Source organism: Flavobacterium sp. (genome assembly GCF_044371705.1).
GTDB lineage: Bacteria > Bacteroidota > Bacteroidia > Flavobacteriales > Flavobacteriaceae > Flavobacterium.
The window spans coordinates 1-23,505 of record NZ_JBILTE010000018.1 but is presented as its reverse complement, the minus strand read 5'-3'; the positions used below and the strand labels follow the sequence as shown (position 1 = coordinate 23,505).

Below are 23,505 nucleotides of genomic sequence, written 5' to 3'. Positions count from 1 at the left end.
ATCTTAATAATACTTCCTAAATTGTTGGGAATACTAAAATGCAACAAACTTGATAACAAACTTCTAGGTGTTAAATTTTCTTTTGTTTGCTCGTAGTTTAAAACAATTTTGTTGTAATGTATTTCACGCTCCAACTTCAAGATTTGTAAGTCTCGTTCAATTTGCTCAAAAGAAGTATACTTTTTAGGTTCCATAGTTAGTCGTTAAAAAAGATTTCAGAAAATTTTTCCATCACCGGACCTTCTACAATTTTGTCTTTCACTAAAAAAAGTGCAATTGTGAAAACCAAATAGATGCCACTTACAATAAGAAATCCGTAGGCAAAATTATCCAAAGCATAGCCTAGTGCAATGGCTCCGGCAATCGAACCGAAAAGCAAAACCATTGATAAACAGATAGCTATCATTGAAAACTTTACTAGGGTAGATGCCGATTTCATGGCCACTTTGAATCCCCAAAGTTTATAATACGCCGCACTACTTTCTAAATAGGCTTTGGTTTCTTCTTGGATTTGGTTGACGTTTTCTTTTAATTCTTCAAAAGCCATAATTTATTTTTGGAATTTAGCGTTTTCTTCTTTTAAGATTTTTAGTTTTTGTTCTAACAGTGTAATTAATTCTTCTGTTTTATAACTTCCTTCTGAAGCCATTTCTTTCAAAGTTTCTTCCAACGAAGCTTTTGCATCAGTTGCTTTGTTTTGAATAGTTGATACAACATCATTGAATTTTATCAAAACATCCTCTCCTGATTCATCAAAAGTATCTTTTATTTTTTGTCGTGTAGTTGTTCCTTTATCGGGAGCAAATAATATTCCTATTCCAACTCCAATGGCAGTTCCAATTAAAAGTGCTAAAAAAGTATCTCCGGTTCTATTCAACATAATTTTTATGATTTAATCATTTCTAATTTTAAAATTACGAATAAAAAATAAAAAACCTTGCTAAGGTTCAAAAAATGACCTAAAAAAAGGTAAAAATCAAATAAATGGATTCTACTGAACGAAATAAGAGGCAAACATATATTTTACTGTCAAAATCTAGAAAATGCCTCACAAACAAAATATGAAGGTCATTTTTAATAATAAAAATCTATGTGTTTTAAAATTCAATAAGAAATACACATAATAACAAATCCCGTTGCAAAACGGGATTTGTATAATAATAAATTATAGTGACTTAACAAATAGGAAGTAATTAAAAATACTTATTGAATTTATATTTACTAATCTAAAACCCGATCGAAATTGTCATTCCGACGAAAGAGGAATCTCATGACGCGATTGCTTCGCCAGTTCGCTTCGCTCGGGTCCTCCTTCGTCGGAATGACAAAGACACTGATTATATTATTCTTTGGCTTCAACTTTTGCCCAAGTATCTCTCAAACCAACTGTTTTGTTAAAAACCATTTTTTCACGTGTCGAATCTTTGTCTACACAAAAATAGCCCAATCGTTGAAATTGGAATCGGTCTTCCACTTTTGCCGTTTTCAAACTTGGTTCCAAATATCCTTTGATAATTTCTAAAGAATTAGGGTTAATGTATTCTTTAAAATCTACTTCTTTATTTCCATCCGGATTTTCATGTGTAAATAATCGATCGTACACTCTAATTTCTGCTTCCATTGCATGCGGAATGGATACCCAATGAATGGTGCCTTTTACTTTTCGCTGACTGGCTTCGGTGCCACTTCCGGACTTAGAATCAACATCATATGAGGCGTGAATTTCAATAATATTTCCTTCTGAATCTTTTATAACTGATTCTCCTTTAATGATATAAGCATTTTTTAGACGAACTTCTGTTCCTAAAGTCAAACGGAAAAATTTCTTGTGAGCTTCTTCTTGAAAATCTTCTCTTTCTATATACAATTCTTTAGAAAAAGGAACTTTTCTGTACGTCATTACTTCCTCTTCCGGATTATTTTCAGCTTCCAACCATTCTTCTTGTCCATCGGGATAATTGGTAATCACCAACTTCACCGGATTCAAAACAGCCATCACTCGCGGAGTAATTTTATTCAAATCTTCACGAACACAAAATTCTAACAATGAAACATCGATTAGATTGGTACGCTTTGCAATACCGATCGTATTTGCAAAATTCCGTATTGCGGTTGGTGTAAAACCTCTGCGACGCATACCGGAAATGGTGCTCATTCGTGGGTCATCCCAAGCGGTAACATGCCCTTCTTGAACCAACTGCATCAATTTTCGTTTACTAACCACAGTGTGTGAAAGATTTCTTCGTGCAAATTCTCTTTGCTTCGGACGCACTTTTGTTAAGTTGTTTGACCCTGAACTTGATTCAGGGTAAATTTGATCTAAAAACCAATCATACAATTCTCTATGTGGCAAAAACTCAAGTGTACAAAGGGAATGAGAGATTCCTTCCACATAATCACTTTCGCCATGAGCCCAGTCATACATTGGATAAATGCACCAATCATTACCCGTACGGTGGTGGTGTTTATGTAAAATTCTATACATAATTGGATCACGCATCAACATATTAGTAGAAGCCATGTCGATTTTAGCACGTAAAACATGCGTTCCTTCCGGCAATTCACCGTTTTTCATGCGAGAAAATAAATCTAAATTTTCTTCGATGGAGCGATTTCTAAATGGACTGTTCGTTCCTATTTGCGTAGGCGTTCCTTTTTGTTTGGCCATATCTTCAGAAGATTGACTATCTACATAGGCTTTGTCTTTTTTTATAAATTCAACAGCCCAATCGTATAATTGTTGGAAATAATCGGAAGCATATCGTTCTTCGGCCCATTGAAATCCCAGCCAAGAAACATCACGTTTAATAGCATCCACAAATTCTTGTTCTTCCTTAGCCGGATTTGTATCATCAAATCGAAGGTTTACAGGTGCTTGATAATCAATTCCTAAACCAAAATTTAAACAAATGGCACTAGCATGACCCACGTGTAAATAGCCGTTAGGTTCCGGTGGAAAACGAAAACGAAGTTTCTCTTTTGGAAATCCATTTTTCAAATCTTCTTCGATAATTTGTTCGATAAAATTTAATGCTTTTTCTTCAGACATAATTTCAAATTGAAGTGCAAAAATACACAAATTCAAGCAAACCTCCGAACGTAAGCAGGCAAATAAAAATATCGATAAAATGCAAATAAAATCGACTAAAAACACTTTTTAAGTTAATTATCTTACAAAAAAATGATTTTGGATTACGGGTTTCCACATATTTTAATTAAAATATAAAAAATTAATGTTCATAACTTGTTTATAACATACAAAATATATTATCTTCGAACTATATTATTTATGCCTTCATTTTTGAGTGTATCTATAATACTATTTCATGAAAATAAATGTTCAGTTTTTTAACTGAAATTCTGTCAGAAACAAACCTTGTTTGTCAAACAGAAAAATGTGTAGTTTGGTTTATTTAATGTAATAAATATATTTTGTTGCTTTTAGGGGTAGAGGCAATTAAAGTATAAGTAGTATTGTATGTATAACTGTACCCCAAAATATCGCTATTTCTTAATCCTATTATTGCTAACTGTGTTTAGTGCCGTTAATGGATTAGCACAAATAGTTATCGGCACACCTACCTTAGGCTTCTCACAAGCCTGTGCTTCTGCAGGATTCAATACCTATAACGTTTCATTTACTTTTTTCCCGCCGGCGAACTTACAAGCAGGAAATCAATTCATTGTTGAATTGTCTGATGCAACAGGAGGATTTGGTACTGCCACAGTAGTTCAAACACTTACAAGTGCAACATCTCCGGTTAATACAAATTTTCAATTACCTACAAACACTGCTGGCCAAGGATACAGAGTACGGGTAAGAAGCACTGCTCCTTCAGCTACAAGTCCTGCGAGTGTTAGTTTCCCTGCCTATTATGCCATTCATAATCAGCCTTTTTCTATAAATAACAATGCGGGAAGCATCACTTCGTGTGAAGGATCAACCGTAGTTTTACAAGTAGATAATACTGGAACACCGGCTTCACCGTTATTCTATCCCGGATTGATTTACAAATGGTACAGAAATTTTGCTGTGGTTGCAGGAGCTACCGGACCAACACTAAATGTGACAGAAGCAGGCAACTACTATGTTATTGTAGATTATGGAACTTGTGTGATGAATTCCTATTCAAATATCATAACTGTTAATACGGTTGCCGGATTTACTTTAACAATAGATACAACTGACGGGGGCGATGTTATTTGTGCGGGTTCAAGCAAAACATTAGTATCCTCTAATCAAAATACTGCGTATTTGTATCAATGGTATAGAGATAACGTTGCCATTACCGGTGCAACAAATGCAACTTATAATGCCACTTTAGAAGGAACCTACAAGTTGATCATCACTGTTGGCTCGTGTGTTTTTGAATCGGACGAAATGTTCTTGGAACTTCAAGACTTAGAAGTTACTTTGGATGTAAACGCAACAGAAGTGCTAATTCCAGGAGATCAATTAGGTATTAACTCTATTAATAACGGTGTAAATGTTACCTATCAATGGAGAAGAAATGGTGTAAATATTTCAGGAGCCACGTCTTCATCCTACACGGCAACTTTATCTGGTTTATACACTTTGGTTGTAACAGAAACCCAAAATTGTACATTGGTTGATCAAGCTTCCGTTAATGTAATCTATCCAAACAGTTTCAGCCTTGTAGTTGATACAACTGGCGACTATCAATCATGCGTAAGTTCTTCCACAACATTAGAAATTACTTCCTTCAATGCAATAACATCCACTTCAACCATAAGTATTTTGAATAATAACTTTAATTATGGGTATCAGTGGTATAAAAATAATCAGCCTATTGCAGGTGCGACTGCTTTAACTTTACCTGTTAATCAAACTTTAGGTAATGGTAATTATAATTTGGTTGTAACGATTCCAAACATCACCAATCCTGTTACTTCAAACACCATCACTGTTACTTTAGGAAATGCTGCAGCCCCGGTAATTAGTCAAACAGGAACTTATTGTAATTCTTCAAGCACAGTAACATTAAGTAGTACATATTCCGGAAGCCAATATCAATACCAATGGTACAGAAATGCTGCTGCCATCTCAGGAGCAATTAGTGCTACTTTAAGCACCAATCAAGAAGGTTCCTATTATGTAATTGTAACCAATTCAGGTTGTCCTGTAACATCAAATTTATGGAACATTCAAGCTGCAACCGGAACAATAACTATTGAAAACCCGGCAAACGATGTGATTCTTCCGGGTGAGCAAAAAGTTTTGACGACTACCACCTCACTAAATCAACCAACGTATCAATGGTATAGAAACAACATTTTAATTGCAGGAGCTACTGCCTCAAGCTATACTGCAACTCAAGATGGCATATATAAAGTAATTGCTACAGAAGCAGGAAATGGTTGCACTATTACTGCAGAAGCAAGTGTAACATTAGTATATCCAACTAGTTTTGTCTTAACTATAAATGTAAACTCCGGCTATCAAAACTGTGTTAGTAATTCTACTTCATTGGTAATAAACTCGTTTGTTGCTCAAACTTCGCAAGGGAATATAAATGTAAATCCAAACAATGTTGCATTCATTTATCAATGGTTGCTAAACACCAATGCTGTTGCTGGTGCAAATAATACAACCCATGATATAAGTAATTCTACTCAAAACGGCACCTACTCATTAAGTGTAACTTTACCAAATTATGGTGTGATTATTTCAAATAATGTTTCAGTTGCATTAGCAATTACAACTCCGACAATAACGGCTCAAGGTAGTTTGTGCAATGGAAATACTATTACGCTTTCTAGTTCTGAAACTAGTAGTCTTTATACCTACAGCTGGTATAAAAATGGCACTTTAATTCCAAACTCAAATGTTGCAAACTATGCTGCTTCTGAAATTGGAAACTATTATTTAATTGTATCTAATGGCTCTTGCTCGTCAACATCAAACACAATTGATTTACAAGAAAGTACCTATACTGCTACTTTAAATGTCCCTGCAACCGATGTGATTATACCTGGTGAGTCAAAAGTTTTACAAGTTACAACCGATGCTGTTCAACCAACTTTTCAGTGGTTCCGAAATAATGTGCTACTTGCAGGTGCAAATTCTTCCGCTTATACAGCGACATTAAACGGAACCTATAAAGTAATCGTTACACAAACACAAGGATGTAATTCAACGCAAGAAGCTGTTGTTGATTTGATTTATCCCGACAGTTTTACAGTTGTAATCGCTCCGTCATCAAATTATGCTGATTGTGCTAACAGCGCAACACAACTTCGCATTACATCTTTTAATGCGACTACATCACTTGGAACTGTTTCTATTTTGAATAATGATTATGGTTATACTTATCAATGGTACCGCAACAATAATTTGGTTGTTTCTTCCAATCAAAACACACTTGATATTACGTCATTAACCGAAAATGGCAGTTATGAATTACGAGTAGTAGTTCCTAATTTCAATCTTATTATTTCTAACATAGTGGTTATTAAACTTGGATTAGATATACAGGTAACAGTCGTTGCTGACGCAGAATTCATTTGTGAAAACGGCGGAAGCACCTTGTTAACTTCCAATGCCAATCAAGCCAATTACCAGTACAATTGGTTTAGATCAGGAACAACTCAAAGCATCGGAAGTCAAAGTGAATTAACCGTTACTTCCGCAGGAACGTATTATTTAGTAGTAACTGTGAGTGATTGTACTTATACTTCAAACGAGGTAAACGTTAATGCCATCGACGAAAGTTATGTAACTTTAAGTGAGGCTGAAAACTTTACTGTTTTTGAAGGTTCAACCAAAATGGTTTATGCAACAGGAGGCGATTCATATCAATGGTTTTTTGGAGATGATTTAGTGGCTGTGGGTCCATCTTATGGCGTTTCTGAAGCAGGTTCTTATTTATTAATTGCAATGGTTGGAAACTGTGAAATTGTAAAAATATTCAATGTAACTATAATAGAAAACAACAGTATTGTAATTCCAAATTTTGTTTCCATCAACAACGATGGAAGAAACGATCTTTGGGCTATTCCTGAAAAATATACAAACAAAGAAGATGTAGAAATCACCATCTATGCTTCTTCAGGAAAAGTAATTTTTAGAAGTAGAAACTACCAAAATAATTGGCCAACTAACACCTTTTCATATTCTAAAAAAGATCCGGTTGTTTACTATACCATCTCTGAAAACAATCAAATAACTAAAAAAGGCACCATTACCATCATCGAATAAACGCAATGAATTTAAGGCTTTTATATATTTTTCTGGCTTTGTTTGTGTTTGAATTTATTCAAGCACAAGACGGACCTGTATTGACCTTTAATGTGCCTACTCAAAACACGTTGGTTTTTAACCGTCATTTGATTAATCCTGCCTTTTCTTTTGTAAAAGAAACTGATACCTATCTAACGTTATACCACAGAAATCAATGGATTGAATTCAACGATTCCCCTGAATTATACATGATAAGTTATGCAGGTAAGGTTGGCGAGCGTTCAGGAGCCGGCATTGGATTATACCAACAAAATTTAGGTATTATCACAAGTTTTGGTGGCGTTGCAAACTATGCGTATTCAATAAAATTAAAAGAAAAAATATCATTGGCACTGGGATTCAACTTGGCTTACTACGCAACGGGGGTTAACAGCAATAGAGCTGTTAGTAGTGAGCCTGATCCTGCCATAATGGAGTTGGCTAACAATTCCGTCCTAACATTGAAACCGGGGATCAATGTTACATGGGGAAGTTTTGATGTTGGAGTATATGCCGAAAATCTGGTAGACTATGATTTTAAATCTAGCTCGATGATTGAGGAATACTCCAACAAAACTTTTTCCGGACACGTGATGTATCATCACTATTTGACCAATCAGAAAGGTATTTTTGATGATGGCTTTTTCAGAATTATGATGCGAGGCAGAATAAACGAAATAGAAGACTTTAAAATTGGCGGATCCTTTTTGGTCAATTTTCCTTATTTGGGGTGGGTTCAAACCGGCATTGATGATTATTATGGTGTTAGCATCGGACTTGGTGGCCATTTAACGAATCGCTTATCGCTGGGTTATACGTATGAACGAGTGATTGGAGAAGGTACTATAAACTTCGGTCCTACGCACGAAATAACATTAGCATTTAGATTTCCTTATAAAAAAGATAACCCATCAACAAGTATATTTGATAACACAAAAAACAATACGGAAACAGTAACAAACGAAATGAATGAGGAACTAATTGCCACTGAAGTGATTGAAGACGAAGAAGAATGGGTAGAAGAGGAAACAGTTTACGCACCAGAAAATCAAAATAAATCAACTTTAGCTAATGAAAAGACGGTTGATTTGAGCAGAAAAGCCGAAATTGAAAAATTGCGAATGACACTAAATGAAACACATTTGAAATTACTGGACATGATTGTGAAGGAAGATTCTATTTCTAAAATGAAAGAAGAAGAATTTGATAATAGAATTAACAATTTAATGGCTTATATCGAGCGATTAGAAAGAACAGCTTCCGATAAAAAAACAACTGATTTTGAAGAAATTATAGAAAAAACGGTGGTGACTGAAACAACTACAACTATTACTAAAAACGGTAAAAGTGCAGGTACAACCGATACTAAAAAAGACATTTCAACCATTCAAGCAGCAATGAAATCGTCAACAGAAAAAGAAGACCTAAAACAAACAACCGCTAAAACCGCTCCTGCCAATGAAGCAAAAAAAGACTTAACCTCGAAACTAGATGCTCTAAAACCTGCGTCAAAAAAAGCAGATTTAAAAACTCCTAAATTTGAAATTAAAGACGAAGAAATTAAAGAGTATTATTCAAAATTAACCACTAAACAAAGAGCTACGGCCAAAAGAAATTATTTGGAAGTAGAGAATCAAGCCCCAGGATTTTACATTATTGCGAATGTATTTTCTGAACCTGCCTTAGCTACAAACTTTATCAATCAATTGAAAAAACAAGGCGTACAAGCAAATTACTTTGTGAATCCGAAAAATAATTTAAGATATGTGTATTTACGTAAACATTCTACTTGGAGTGATGCCCTAATCTCCTATTATACCAATGTTGACAACACCTATTTTGACACTATTTGGATTATGAATATAAATATAAAATAAGCCCCCAAAATGAAAACCTTTACTTTTGCACCGTTTAGAACAATTGCCTTACTCAGTTGTTTCTTTCTTACAAACTTGATTGTTCAAGCTCAGGTTGCTGTTCCTTTTACTGTTCGATATGAAGAGAACTTAAAGGGTGATATGACCTTGATTTCAAACAATATTGTAAACCGTCAATCAACCACAGGCGGCCCAAATGTTCCATATAATTTACTTGGAGCAGCATCTGAATTCAATGATAATCTCAATATGCAATATATTGATGTTGATACAGACGCCTCTACTTTTAGTTCAAGTAGTGCAACACTGGGATTACCTGCCAGCGGTTGTAGTAAAATTGTTTATGCCGGATTATATTGGTCGGCAACGTACCGATTTAACAATGGATACTCAACTTCGCCAGGCGATGGAGATAATATTCGTACAAACGATTTTAATCAAGTTCGAATCAAACTTCCTGGCTCAACAACCTACCAAAATGTTACAGGTCAACTAATATTTGACGGATTTACAAATCCCGCATTTATTGCCAATAGTCCTTACGCTTGTTATGCAGATATTACATCCTTAGTAAACGGCTTAGCGAATCCAGAGGGTGAATATACAGTTGCTAATATTAGAGCAACCCAAGGTTTTCTTAATGGGGGAGGGGTTTCTGGTGGTTGGACCATTTTCTTTGTTTATGAAAATCCAACAATGACGGGAAAATTAATTACTGCCTATGATGGTTTTGCAGGCGTTCGTGCCACCATTGGTCAAACAGATATAAATTTTACTGGTTTTAATTCATTACCTGCTCCGTTTCCGGTTCGTGCAAAATTGGCATCGGCAGCATTGGAGGGAGACAACAGAATTACAGGAGACCAGCTACTTTTTAAAGCGGCATCTAATGCAACATTCACGCCTTTAAGTAATACGTTAAATGTTGCAAATAATTTTTTTAACAGCAGACTTACACTAAATAATCTAGATTTTACAACACGAGTTCCCAACAGTTTAAATACCTTGGGATATGATGGGGATCTTATTACCATCGCCAATCCGCTCAACAGTATTATTCCAAATAATGAAACAGCGGCAACCTTGCGAATTACTTCAACTCAAGATACGTATTTTATGTTTTTCAATGCATTTAACATTGAAATAATCGAGCCGGACATCAAACTAGTAAAAACAGTACAAGATTTAAGTGGAAATGACATTGGTGGGGCTGCTGTCAACCTAGGGCAAGTTCTTGAATATGTGATTACTTTCCAAAATATAGGCAATGATGATGGGGCAAATGCAACCATTCGTGATATTTTACCTATCAACACAAGTTTTCTTTCTGTCGATTTAAGTGCAGCACCGGGTGTTACATATACTTTTGATCCCGGAAATGATGAATTACTATTTACACTGCCAAATAATTTAATACAAATAGGAGATCCAATTTACACCATTAAAATACGTGTAAAAGTTGCCGAACTTTGTAATGAATTTGAAGATGCTTGTTCCAATTTAATTCAAAATCAAGCGTATACCACTTATCAGGGCTTACTAAATAACAATATTATCTCTGATGACCCTAGCTTTGCGGGATTAGATAGTTGTGGTTTTGGTGTTTTTGGTCCATCAAATTTTATAGTTGATTTAGACGACTGTCTATTTGAAAGCGAAGCCTTTTTGTGCGGAAATAGTATTACTTTAACTGCTGCAAATGGCTACGATTCATACACCTGGTTCAATAGTTTAGGAGCTGTAATTGGCACCACACAATCAATTTCTGTCAGTGCAGTTGGAACTTACACTGTTCAAAATGTTGCCATTTCACCTTGTTTAAGTATTACACAGACGTTTAATGTACTGCTATTTGGAACAACACAAACCAATCCTGTGATTCCATTTGCGGATCAAGTAGTTATTTGTCCGAATGACGGAACACCCTTACCGTTAATTTTTTTATGTGGAACCGGTGATAGTCAGTTGATCCAAACAGGAATTAGTGATGCAACAAGTGTAGTTTGGGAAATTTTAAATGAAACCAGTTGTCCTCCAGTTAGTGTAGCCAATTGTGCGAATAATAATCCGTTGTGCACATGGAATCAAGTAGGAACCGGACCCGACTTTAATGTTACATCGGCAGGTAAATACCGTGTAACAATTTTTTATCAAGAGGGTTGTTTCTCTCGTTTCTATTTTGATGTATTTACCAATTTATTAGATATTCAATATACTTCTACAAATATTTTATGTACAACACCGGGAAATATATTGATTACAAATCTTCCAACAGATTATCAATTTCAGTTAGTAGATCAAACAACCGGAACTATCTTAGTTCCTTATCAATCTAATCCAAATTTCGTAATTACTACACCCGGAATTTATACGGTTGAAATTATTCAGAATGGTGTAACCAATGGTTGTGTGTTTGAAGTGCCTAACATTGGTATTCAATTAAGCAATTTCCAGGTAAATCTAATTGTACAAAATGCAAATTGCAATGGGTTTGGCAGTATTCGAGCACAAGTAACAGGAGCTCAACCGCAATATACCTACTCAATTACAAGTCCGATTTCATTAACAAGTGGTTTAACAATTGACAATGATTACACGTTTTCAAATTTAAATCCTGGAACCTATACCGTAACTGTCACAACAGAAGACGGTTGTACGTTTACTGACAACGTTAATATATTAGATCAAAATAATTTGAGTTTAGTTGCCTCAGTAACCCAAAGTATTGGTTGCAATGACGGAGTTATTACGGTGGTTGCTTCAGGTGGAAATCCACCCTACTCCTATGCAATCGGGAGCATTAATGGCGTGCCACAAAATCCTGCCGCAGGTGATTTTCAATCAGATAATACGTTTATAATTACCACTCCGGGTATTTATGAATTTATAGTTGTAGATGCAAACAACTGTGCGGCAACTTCAAATCCGGTAACAATAGCAATTACACCTGATGTTGCGTATACTTCTGCGGTACAAAACGTACAATGTAGTGGTGCTGCCAATGGTTCAATTATTTATACCATTACAACTACTAATGGTTTTGCTGTAACATTTCAACTTTTAGATTCGAATGGAGTATTGATAGCTTCCAATAATTCAGGAATCTTTACTAACCTACCTGCAGGTTCTTATACCGTAAATTTATTGCAATCGCAAGGATCAACTTCTTGTACCTTTGCGGAAACCTTTATTATTACAGCTCCTTCGGCAATTAGTGGAACTGCAATAATTACGCAAAATTATACATGTATCACTAATTCGGGAACCATTAGCGTTCAGCCAGGAAGCGTAACAGGTGGAACGGCTCCTTATCTTTACAGTTTAGACGGAGTTAACTTTTTTCCGGCAGTAGATTTTGGCGGACTTACTTCGGGTAGTTACACCATTTATATTCAAGATGCCAATGGCTGTATTGCCACAACAAATACAATTACTTTAGTAGCTCCAAACCAATTAACAAATGCTTCATTTACGGCAACTACTTTGACTTGTCCGGCTCAAGTAGCAACAGTAACAGTAACGTCAATAGGCGGAACTGCTCCATTCAATTACCAAATTATTGCCCCAATAACTTTAAGTAACGGAACAAATCCGGTATTCGCTGGTTTAACAGCTGGAACTTATACATTTTTAATTACCGATTCCAATGGATGTACCTATCAAGAAAGTTATACTATTAACCCCATTGCACCAATCAATGTTACGGGTCAATTGCTTTCAAATATTACTTGTTTTGGTGGTTCAAACGGTTCGATCCTATTTAATGTAGCAGCTATAAATCAATATAATTATTCGGTTGTAGCTAGTTCGGGAACAATTGTAGCCGCGGGAACAAACTCAAATTTAACAGTAATCCCCGTAGCAAATTTAGCTGCTTCAACCTACACCATTACTATTACTGATACAGTAACAAATTGCACCAGTACTGCAACCGTTATTGTTGCAGGACCTGTTAGTGCATTATCGCTTACACAAACAGTTGGTCCAATAACTTGTTTGTCAAATGGAACTGTGGTAGCCATTGCAACAGGCGGATGGGGGAGTTATCAGTATACATTAACATTACCAAATGCGTCAACAGTTGGTCCTCAAACTAGTGGTACATTTACAAATCTTACTTTGCTGGGTGCATATTCAATTGCTGTAGCAGATATTAACGGATGTGCGGTTTCAAGTTCATTTAATTTAACTGCTCCTTCCTCACTAACTGCAGCGATTGACGCATCATCTGATACTTGCTATGACACTTCAAATGCTTCAACAATTATAATTGCAGTTATAGGAGGAACGGCTCCATTTGTTTACAATAATGGAGGTCCGAATCAAAATTCGAATATCTTTTCAAATTTAACTCCTGGTTCTTATACATTCACTGTAACTGATAGTAATGGATGTACAGCAACCGTTTCTCAAACAATTACCACACAATTAATAGGAAGCACTTCCATTATTAAAGGATTTGATTGTTCAGTAACACCGGATGCCATTATTCAAACGATTATTAGTGGTGGTGCTTTGCCCTTTTCTTATCAAGTTAGTTTTAATGGCGGTGCTTTCGGCGGACCTATACCTGTTGTTGGCTCTGTATTGAATTTAACTACTGCTATCCCAGGTACCTATCAATTTTTATTCACAGATGCGCAAGGTTGTAGTTTTACATCGGGCGTGTTTACAATTAATCCCATCACAAATCCAGATATAACTGGTGTTGTGCAAACTCAAACTATTCTTTGTGCAAATCAAGCTTCAGCTGCAATCACTGTGGGAATCAATCCGGTTGTAGGAACACCTCCTTTTACGCTTTCGGTAGTTAACACAACCACAGGAGTGAATTATGGTAATCAAACCTCAGGATTAGCGGCCGGTAATTATGTAATTACACTTACCGACGCAAACAGTTGCACGGATACTGCTTCGATAACAATTGCCCAACCAAGCCCTGTTGCATTTACAATAGCAACGGTTGATATAACTTGTTCTGGAACAGGTACTTCTTTTGGAGAAATAATTGTTCAAGGAGTAACCGGCGGTACCGCTCCTTATACCTATACCTTAAATAACAATTTTGGATTTATTGCAGCTTACAACACAACCGCAAATGAAAATTATACCTTCTTAATTTTAAATTATGGTATTTATAATGTTGTAGTAGTCGATGCAAACGGTTGTTCGCAAACAGTTTCAAACATTGTTATAGCCTCTCCGCCAAATGATCTAACCATTGACGTATCTACTTCAACGGCTGATTGTACAACCGGAGGAACTGCAATTATTACTGTTACAGCTGCTGTTAGTAGTGGTTCGTATGAATTTGGTATTTTAGAAACCAACACGCCTCCGTATTCTACGAGTTTTCAACCAGCTGATGTTGGGACTCCGGAAACATCAACTTTCACCGGATTAACTCCTGGGGTAACATATACATTTGTGGTACATGATTTAGTGACAAACTGTTACTATTTTGAACAATCAACTACACCAATTAATTCTCCTTCCAACCTTGTCGCGTCCCTTAACGTGGTAAACAACGTGACTTGTACCGGAAGTGCTAATGGAAATGTGAGTTTTACATTCAGTAATTACGGACCAACTACAACGTCTGTTACGTATCAACTATTCAATTCGCAAGCAAATACTCCCGTTGGAGGCGTTGGAACTGCAGCACCTTTAACAGGAGCTCCAGTAACAGTAAATAACTTCGGTTTATTAGGTCCTGGAATCTATTATATTTTATTTACGGAAGTTGGAGGGACATTAAATGGTTGTACCAATGCTTCCGTGCCGTTTACAATTACTCAGTCTTCAAGTATTTTACAAGTAACAGCAACCGTTACACAAAATGATAATTGTAATTTAAATGCCGGTCAAATTTCTGCTGTTGGACAATTTGGAACTCCTCCCTATCAATTTCAGTTAACCCTTGCCGGTGACCCTGCTCCTACAGTTACAACGTGGACAGGAACAAGTAGTTCAGTATTTAACGTAGAAGCAGGAACGTATGTGGTTTATATTAAAGATGCTAATAATTGTATTCAATCAACGCCAACAACTATTACTGTTGGAGCAGATCCAATTCCTGCTATAACCGCATCGGTAATCAATCAATGTACGGCAAATGAAGGTGGATTCAGTATTGCCGTGGTGCGAACGGTTAATGGTGTAGCACCTTACAGCTACAGTTTAAACGGAAGTACTTTCCAAGCACAAGTGGCTGCAAATTTCAGCTACAATAACTTGTCTTCAGGTACTCATACCATCGAAATTAATGATGCAAATGGCTGTGGAAACACTGTTACTGTTGTTATCTTGCCTCCTTTAAATTTGAATCCGGTAGTTACAGCTTTACCTTCCTGTGCAAACAATGATGGTGTAATAACTGTAGCAGCTATAGGTGGATCCGGAAACTACCAATATACTTTACAAAATAACTTAGGAGTAACCATTCAAGGACCTCAAGCAAGTGCAATATTCTCCGGTTTACCAGCTGGCGACTTTACTGTTGTTTTGACTGATGTAACAAGTACGTGTAATGCTTCAGCTCCAGTCAATTTATCTGTACCGACTCCGGTAACATTTACTAGTTCTTTTGTAAATGTTAGCTGCAACGGTGGAAGTGATGGCAGTATTTCAGCTATTTTAGATGCTTCCAATAATAATCCACCGTATACATTTACTTTAACAAATGGAATCAATCCTCCGATTGTTCAAAACAATGGAAACTTTACAGGTTTGGTTGCTGGCACTTATAATTTAACCATTACTTCAGACAGAGGTTGCGAAGGCTTGGCAACATTTACTATAACAGAACCTTCGTTGTTAGCAATTAGTGCTACTGCTACTGCTTTTGTATGTAATGCTTCCAACACTGTTCAAACGTCTTTACTTACAGTAACTGTACTGAATGATTTAGGTGGAAATCCATCAGGAACAGCTCCTTATAATTACAGTATTAATGGAATCAATTATTTCCCTACAAATACTTTTACGATCGCTGATAATGGATCTGTACAAAACATTACTGTTTATGTAAGAGATACAAATAACTGCTTACAAACTACTTCAGTAATTATTAACCCTTTACCAACAATTACGGCAGCAGTTGTAAATCAAACTACTGCAATAACTTGTTTCAACCCTGCAACTGTTTTGATAGCAGTAACAGGAGGTTCGGGAGACTTCACTTATGAGTTATTACCAAGTGGTCCATCGCAAGTGAATAACCCAATTTTTACTTTAACGGCTCCGGGAAGTTATACTTTCCAGGTAACTGATAATGTGACAGGTTGTTCAATACTTACAGCTCCGTTTGAAATTTTACCGTTTGATACTATTGATGTTACTGCAACAGCAGCTACCCCTGTTACTTGTTTTAACGATTCAAATGGTACAATTACAATTTCTACATCCGGGTATTCGGGACCATATTCGTATTTAGTACTAAATAGCGTTGGGACTACTATTGCATCAGGCAATTCAAACACCTCAACTAATCCATTTACTATTACGGGATTAGTAGCTGGAAATCACCAGGTGCAAATTACTGCCACTGCAACTCCTTTCTGTACGGCTAATTCAAACTTTATTGTTGTTGAATCACCAAGTGCTCCATTAGCTTTAACAGCTACTCAAACAGCAAGTGTGACTTGTACGAACAGTGCAGGGGAAATTAATGCAACTGCCAGCGGTGGATGGGGAACCTACCAGTATCAATTGGTAAACAACACAACCGCTACAACTATCCAACCGTATGGACCTAATTCACTGTTTGTTGGCTTGGCGGCAGGCAATTATACTGTTTCTGTGCAAGATGCCGGAGGTTGTATTTCGACTGCTATAGTAACTTTAACAACACCAACATTTATTTCGGCTGCAATTACATCTACAAATACGAACTTGCTTTGTTTTGGTGATACAAATGCTAGTGTTTCTGCAATTGGTGTAACGGGAGGTCAGGGTACTTTCCAATACATTTTAAATACTTATAATGCTGCAGGAACTGTAATCGTTTCCTCTTCCGGAGCACAAACGAGTTCTACTTTTACCGGCTTAGGTGTGGGAATATATAGCATTACTATTACTGATGGCTGGAATTGCGGCCTTACAACCAATACATTAACTATTACTCAACCAACACCAATTGTAGCTTCATTATCGTTAACAAACACTTTGTCGTGTACTACTTTAGCAGAAGTAACCATTAGTGCTACCGGTGGAACACCTCCCTATTTATACAGTACAGATGGTGTCAATTTTACTAGTACGACCACCTATGTGGTTGGTGCCGGTACTTACCAATACTATGTTACAGATGCCAATAACTGTGCGGCGGTTTTAACCAATCAAGTGACGATTTCTCCAGTTCCGGCGTTAAACTTGAATTTAAATTTAAGCAGTGCAACTGTTAACTGTTTTGGAGAATCAACTGCGGCCATTTTTGCAAATGCAACGGGAGGTTTAGGAAATTATAATTACACACTTTTAGATGGTGCAAATAACATCATTGCCGGTCCGCAAACAAGTAGTGACTTTCTTAATTTGCCTGCAGGAACTTATGTGGTTTCTGTTGCAAGCGGTGACTGCTTAGCGGCATCTACTCCGGTAGTTATTACTAATCCACAGCAATTATTAGTATCTGCAGTAAATGTTACCAATGTATTGTGTTTTGGTGGCGAAGATGGAAGTATTGAAGTAATTGCTTCCGGTGGATCAGGAAACATTCAGTATGCAATTTCTCCTAATTTAAATCAATTTTTTACCAACGGCAACTTTAATGATTTAGAACCAGGCACTTATAGTGTTTTGGTACAAGATCAATCGGGATGTTTTATTCTGTTAAGTGTTGATGTAATTGAACCTGCGGAACTAACTGCAAGCGTTGCAAATGTAGTTCAAAACTTGTGCCTAGGTGATGACGACGGTTCATTTGATTTAGTAGTAACCGGAGGAACAGCTCCCTATTTTACAAGTTTAAATAGTCAAGACCCTGCTAACTTTGTTCAAGACCAGTTGTCATTCAGCGGACTTGCAGGTGGTTTACCGTATTTCATTTTTGTAAAAGATGCCAATGGTTGTGAAACAATTTCTTTTGTATCGTTGGACGCTCCTGTTGAAGTTACCCCAACAGCTGCGATATCCTACTCTTGTTTGGCAAATATTCCAGGCAATACGGTTACAGTTTCAGTGAATGCTTCTGCAGTAAATGACGTTACCTATTCATTAGATGGTGGAGCTTATCAAACAAGTAATATTTTCCAAAATTTAACACCTGGTATTCATACAATCGATGTACAACATACCAATGGTTGTACAAAACCTGTTCAAGTAACAGTTGATAACAATTTACCTGTAACATTAACTGTTGATTCAACTACAAATATTCTTTGTAATGGTTTTAATACCGGAAGTATCACTGTTTCTTCAACTGGTGGAACAGGGACAGTAGTTTACGCAATAAGTCCAAATATAACAACGTTTACTTCTCAAACAGTTTACAATAATTTAGTAGCCGGAACTTACACCGTTGTTGCTCAAGATGATTTAGGATGTTCCACATCTCAAACGATTACGTTAACTGAGGCAACTCCCGTAGTTATTGCAATTGATGCTGTTACCCAAGAATTATGTACCAATGATGGTAACGCAAGTATCACTATTTCGGTTACTGGTGGTGTAGCTCCTTATGAAACTAGTTTGAATAACACCAATTCATTTGTAGCCAATCAGTTTACATTTTCAAATTTAACAGGTGGTCAAACGTATACCATTTATGTAAGAGATGCCAACAACTGTATCACTTCCATCCCTGTGCTATTAGATGCTCCGGTTACTATTAATCCTGCTGCAACTGTAACTTACTCTTGTACCAATAATATTCCAGGAAACACCGTAACGGTGACAGTAAATAGTGCTATAGTAGGCGATGTAACCTATTCGCTGGATGGTGGAACTTATCAATCTAGCAATGTGTTCCAAAATTTAACTCCAGGAGTACATACAATCGAAGTACAACATACCAACGGTTGTATCCAAGCTATTCAAGTTACAATTGATAACAATCAACCAGTTAATATTGTGATTTCAGCAACAGCAGATGTGCTTTGTAATGGAGGAAACACCGGAACAATTACTCTTTCTTCTACCGGAGGTACAGGTACCATATTATATGCTATCAGTCCGAATTTAACTAATTTCACATCTCAAACTGTTTATTCCGGATTAATTGCTGGTAATTACACTGTGGTTGCACAAGATGGAATTGGTTGTACCTCTTCTCAAACTGTAACAATAAATCAACCCGCTGCAATACTTATTTCTACAACTTCTATCACTCAAGAATTATGTACCAATGATGGTAACGCAAGTATCACTATTTCAATTACAGGTGGTGTAGCTCCTTACGAAACGAGTTTGAATAACACCAATTCATTTGTGGCCAATCAGTTTACATTTTCAAATTTAACCGGTGGTCAAACGTATACTATATATGTGAGAGATGCCAACAACTGTATCTCTTCCATCCCAGTAGTATTAAATGCTCCAGTTACCATCAACCCAATTGCAACAGTTGCATATGCTTGTGCAAATAACACACCTGGTAATACGGTTACAATCTCTGTAAACTTTCCGGTTCTTAATTTTGTGACCTATTCATTAGACGGTGGAGCTTATCAAGCGAGTAATGTGTTCCAAAATCTAACACCTGGTTCACATACGGTGAATGTTCAACATACAAACGGTTGCATTCAATCGGTTACCATTAACATTAATACCATTGTACCTGTTGCCTTAGCTGTAAATTCTGTAACGAACGTTACTTGTAACGGAACCAATTCAGGAAGTTTCAGTATCTCGGGAAGTGGTGGAAACGGAACTATTTTATATGCTGTTACTCCAAACTTAACCGTGTTTACATCGCAAACCGTATATTCTGGTTTAGCGGCAGGAACCTATACAATCATTGCTAAAGATGCGGCTGGATGTGAAGCTACTCAAACGGTAAACATTACGCAACCCAATGCGGTTGTGATAAATGTTACTGCTACTACTCAAGAATTGTGTCAAGGAGATGCCAATGCATCAATCTCGATAAACATCTCAGGCGGTGTAGCACCGTATGCTACAAGTTTAAACAATACGTTTAACTTTATTCTAAATCAGTTAACCTTCTCCAATTTAGTAGGTGGGGTAACCTATACTATTTTTGTGAGAGATGCCAATAACTGTATCACATCTATTCCGGTTACGTTGAATCCATCGATAGCAATTAATCCAACAGCTGCTATTAGTTATGCTTGTTTGAATAATGTGGTTGGAAATACAGTGACTATTTCTGTAAATGCTGCAGTAATCAACGATGTAACCTATTCATTAGATGGCGGAGCTTATCAATCAAGTGCTACCTTTACAAACGTTGCCATTGGAACTCATTCTGTTTCTGTACTACACACTAATGGATGTTTGAAAACTGTTTCATTCACCGTTAATCCAGGTATTCCTGTCCAAGGAACGTATGTAATGACTCCGGCTACTTGTTTTGGCTTAGCCAACGCTTCTGCAGTTGTGAATGCAACCGGAGGAACAGCACCGTATCAATATGCTATTTCGCCAAATCTTACAAACTTCAGTTCAAATAATACGTTTAACAATCTTGCAGCAGGTTCTTACACCGTAATTGTGCAAGATGCCATAGGTTGTACGTTTAATTTGATTGTGAAAGTAAGTGAGCCATCAGCCTTAACCGCAACAACAGCAAATGTATTCCAAGACATGTGTATTGGTGACTCAATGGGTGCGATAGAATTAGAAATTTCGGGTGGTACACTGCCCTATTCTACAAGCTTAAGTGCTAATTCAAACTTTGTAGTGGACCAAGTGCTTTTTGAAAACTTAACCGGTGGTCAAACCTACACCATTTATGTAAGAGATGCCAACAATTGTCAGACATCCATTACCGTAACTCTTGATCCTTTTGCGGATATACAAGCTGAGGTTGGTGTAGATTATGGCTGTTTGAGCAACAATGCTGAAAACACTGCTATTGTTACCGTGAATCCTGCAATCGCCAATGTGGTTAGTTATTCCTTAGACGGAGGAACTCCTCAAAGCAGCAATACATTTACCAACCTAAGTGAAGGAAATCACTCCATAGCTGTAATACATCCTAATGGATGTACCGAAGAAGTATCGTTTACAGTAACAAACATTACTCCTTTAGCAATTACGTTGGCCGAAACCGGTTTAAATCAGTTTACAGCTACTACAAGCGGAGGTTCCGGAATATATACTTACTTCCTAAACGGTTATAACCAAGGAAGTTCCAATGTATTCCAGATTTATGCCACAGGAACGTATACTGTTGAAGTAGTTGATTCCTTTGGATGTAGAGCCGAAGCGACTATTGCAATGACTTTTGTTGATATTGAAATTCCAAACTTCTTCACACCAAATAATGACGGACAAAACGACCTTTGGACACCGACAAATACTGCTGGTTTCCCGGATATTGAAATATATGTTCACGACCGTTATGGAAGAAAAATAGTTCAATTTGGTGCCAATGCTGGATGGGATGGCAAATACAATGGCAATGAACTTCCTACCGGAGATTATTGGTACACCATATCTTTAGGAGACGGTAGACAAATAGTTGGAAATGTAACCTTATATAGATAAATTTGAAAACTGACTTCGGGCGGCCCCAAATCCGAGGTCGGTTTTTATAAAACCTCCTAAAATGAAAAAAATTATACTTTCAATACTTGCACTAATTTTCTATAGTACTGGAAATTCTCAAGAGCTTACATTACCTTCGTTTACACAATACTTGGCAGACAACCCGTTTGTCATTGCACCTAGTTATGCAGGAGTTGGTGATTATGCTAAAATTCGTGTCAACGGTTTTACCCAATGGGTGGGTATTGACGATGCTCCACAAAACCAATCCATAGCTGCCGATTTGCGAATCCACAATCAGTCAGGCGTGGGTTTGTACTTGTACAATGATAAAAACGGCAACACTCGTCAAACCGGAGCAAAAGTTTCGTTTGCCCATCACTTGATTTTAGACAAAGCAATGGAGCAATTCCTGTCTTTTGGTATTTCGTATAACTATAATCAATTTCGAATTGATATAGAAAACTTCACCGGAACAGACGTTGCAGTAACCGATGACCGTCGATTAATCAACCACAATTTTGATATAGGTGCTTTGTACCGAAAAGAAAATTTTTATCTCAACTTTGCTGTTGGAAACATTTTAAATAAAGATATTGATATGTTCACAGGCATTGAACCGCTTGCTTTGAGAAACTATCAGGTTTACACCGGCTACGTTATTGGCAAAAATTCCGGTAGAAACTACGAAATTGAACCCTCAATGTACTTCCAATATTTTGAAAGCGACGCTCGTTCTACAACCGATTTGAATTTAAAGTTTCGTTTCTTTAACTTTGATGATTATTATTGGGCGGGAATTTCCTATCGCTTCTTAAATGATCAATTGTTGGAACCTTTAAATGTTGGACCCATGTTTGGCATGAAAAAGAAAAACTTTTATGTTGCCTACTCCTATCAAGTCACCGTTAATGAGTTGTTAGGATATAATTCAGGGACACATATGTTGACATTAGGAGTGGATGTATTTCAAGGAATCAGCAATTGCCCGTGTACACATTAATACTTAAAAAATACTAAAATGGGCATTATCCGTTTAAAAAACATACGCACGTATTCTTTTCACGGGTGTTTAGTTGAAGAAAGTAAAATTGGTTCCGACTACAGTGTTGACTTGGAGGTGAAAACCGATTTACGAAAGTCCTCGCTTACCGATCAATTAAAAGACACCGTTGACTATGTCCATTTAAACAAAATTGTGGTGGAAGAAATGGCCGTTCGTTCGCAATTATTGGAACATGTGGCTCATCGAATCATCAAGAGAATTTTCGATGAAATTCCTTCTATTTCAACAATTACAATTGCTGTTTCCAAATTAAATCCGCCCATTGGTGGTGATGTAGAAGCGGTTACCATTCAAATGGAAGAATTTAGAACCTAAGGCAAAAATTCTAAAATCCAAATTCCAAATTCCAAATTAATTGCTATATTTGCCCCTCAAACATCAGGCGTTGTGGCCGAGCGGCTAGGCACCGGTCTGCAAAACCGTCTACCCCGGTTCGAATCCGGGCGATGCCTCTGAAACCTTCAAGGAAACTTGGAGGTTTTTTTATTGTAAATTTTTAGAAAAAATTAATTAAAGAGGATGCAAAACCGTCAACCCCAGTTCTCCGGCAGGGACGGGCGACGCCTCTGAAGCTTTGAAGGAAACTTGTGACCTGGGTATTATTCTTATCTGATAAATAAAAGAATTAATAATACTAAATAAAAAAGTGA

General features: G+C 36.8%; 9 protein-coding genes and 1 tRNA gene. 6 read left to right on the top strand and 4 right to left on the bottom strand.

Going from position 1 to position 23,505, the window contains the following annotated elements:
* The 4 genes from ACIQ2S_RS02525 to ACIQ2S_RS02510 all read right to left on the bottom strand — a co-directional run.
* Positions 1-194 (bottom strand): DUF6327 family protein (locus ACIQ2S_RS02525; RefSeq protein ID WP_396172528.1); only part of this gene is annotated, 194 nt, incomplete at its 3' end.
* Positions 195-196: 2 nt separating this feature from the next.
* Positions 197-547 (bottom strand): competence protein, encoded by a 351-nt coding sequence (locus ACIQ2S_RS02520; protein ID WP_396172527.1) that lies wholly within the window; start codon positions 545-547, stop codon positions 197-199.
* A 3-nt stretch (positions 548-550) separates the two neighbouring features.
* Positions 551-880 carry a YtxH domain-containing protein gene (locus ACIQ2S_RS02515; RefSeq protein WP_396172525.1) on the bottom strand — a complete coding sequence of 110 codons (330 nt, stop codon included), beginning with the start codon at positions 878-880 and terminating at the stop codon, positions 551-553.
* A gap of 462 nt (positions 881-1,342) precedes the next feature.
* Positions 1,343-3,049, bottom strand: coding sequence for a glutamine--tRNA ligase/YqeY domain fusion protein (locus ACIQ2S_RS02510; RefSeq protein WP_396172523.1), 1,707 nt, complete (start codon positions 3,047-3,049; stop codon positions 1,343-1,345).
* A gap of 429 nt (positions 3,050-3,478) precedes the next feature.
* Between ACIQ2S_RS02510 and ACIQ2S_RS02505 the strand changes: the two genes are divergently transcribed.
* The 6 genes from ACIQ2S_RS02505 to ACIQ2S_RS02480 all read left to right on the top strand — a co-directional run bounded on the left by ACIQ2S_RS02505 (position 3,479) and on the right by ACIQ2S_RS02480 (position 23,307).
* Positions 3,479-7,219 (top strand): gliding motility-associated C-terminal domain-containing protein, encoded by a 3,741-nt coding sequence (locus ACIQ2S_RS02505; protein WP_396172522.1) that lies wholly within the window; start codon positions 3,479-3,481, stop codon positions 7,217-7,219.
* A 5-nt stretch (positions 7,220-7,224) separates the two neighbouring features.
* Positions 7,225-9,117 (top strand): PorP/SprF family type IX secretion system membrane protein, encoded by a 1,893-nt coding sequence (locus ACIQ2S_RS02500; protein ID WP_396172521.1) that lies wholly within the window; start codon positions 7,225-7,227, stop codon positions 9,115-9,117.
* A gap of 9 nt (positions 9,118-9,126) precedes the next feature.
* Entirely contained in the window at positions 9,127-21,789 is a 12,663-nt protein-coding gene (locus ACIQ2S_RS02495; RefSeq protein ID WP_396172520.1) for a T9SS type B sorting domain-containing protein, read from the top strand.
* A gap of 61 nt (positions 21,790-21,850) precedes the next feature.
* Positions 21,851-22,792, top strand: coding sequence for a type IX secretion system membrane protein PorP/SprF (locus ACIQ2S_RS02490; protein ID WP_396172519.1), 942 nt, complete (start codon positions 21,851-21,853; stop codon positions 22,790-22,792).
* A gap of 18 nt (positions 22,793-22,810) precedes the next feature.
* Positions 22,811-23,170 (top strand): dihydroneopterin aldolase, encoded by a 360-nt coding sequence (folB, locus tag ACIQ2S_RS02485; RefSeq protein WP_396172518.1) that lies wholly within the window; start codon positions 22,811-22,813, stop codon positions 23,168-23,170.
* 66 nt (positions 23,171-23,236) lie between these two features.
* Positions 23,237-23,307 (top strand) — tRNA-Cys (locus tag ACIQ2S_RS02480).
* The last annotated feature ends 198 nt before the right edge of the window (positions 23,308-23,505 follow it).

Coding starts and splice junctions, on each gene's coding strand:
- ACIQ2S_RS02490 (WP_396172519.1), top strand. CDS start 21,851: ATGAAAAAAATTATACTTTCAATACTTGCACTAATTTTCTATAGTACT.
- ACIQ2S_RS02505 (WP_396172522.1), top strand. CDS start 3,479: ATGTATAACTGTACCCCAAAATATCGCTATTTCTTAATCCTATTATTG.
- ACIQ2S_RS02515 (WP_396172525.1), bottom strand. CDS start 880: ATGTTGAATAGAACCGGAGATACTTTTTTAGCACTTTTAATTGGAACT.
- ACIQ2S_RS02510 (WP_396172523.1), bottom strand. CDS start 3,049: ATGTCTGAAGAAAAAGCATTAAATTTTATCGAACAAATTATCGAAGAA.
- ACIQ2S_RS02520 (WP_396172527.1), bottom strand. CDS start 547: ATGGCTTTTGAAGAATTAAAAGAAAACGTCAACCAAATCCAAGAAGAA.
- ACIQ2S_RS02500 (WP_396172521.1), top strand. CDS start 7,225: ATGAATTTAAGGCTTTTATATATTTTTCTGGCTTTGTTTGTGTTTGAA.
- folB (WP_396172518.1), top strand. CDS start 22,811: ATGGGCATTATCCGTTTAAAAAACATACGCACGTATTCTTTTCACGGG.
- ACIQ2S_RS02495 (WP_396172520.1), top strand. CDS start 9,127: ATGAAAACCTTTACTTTTGCACCGTTTAGAACAATTGCCTTACTCAGT.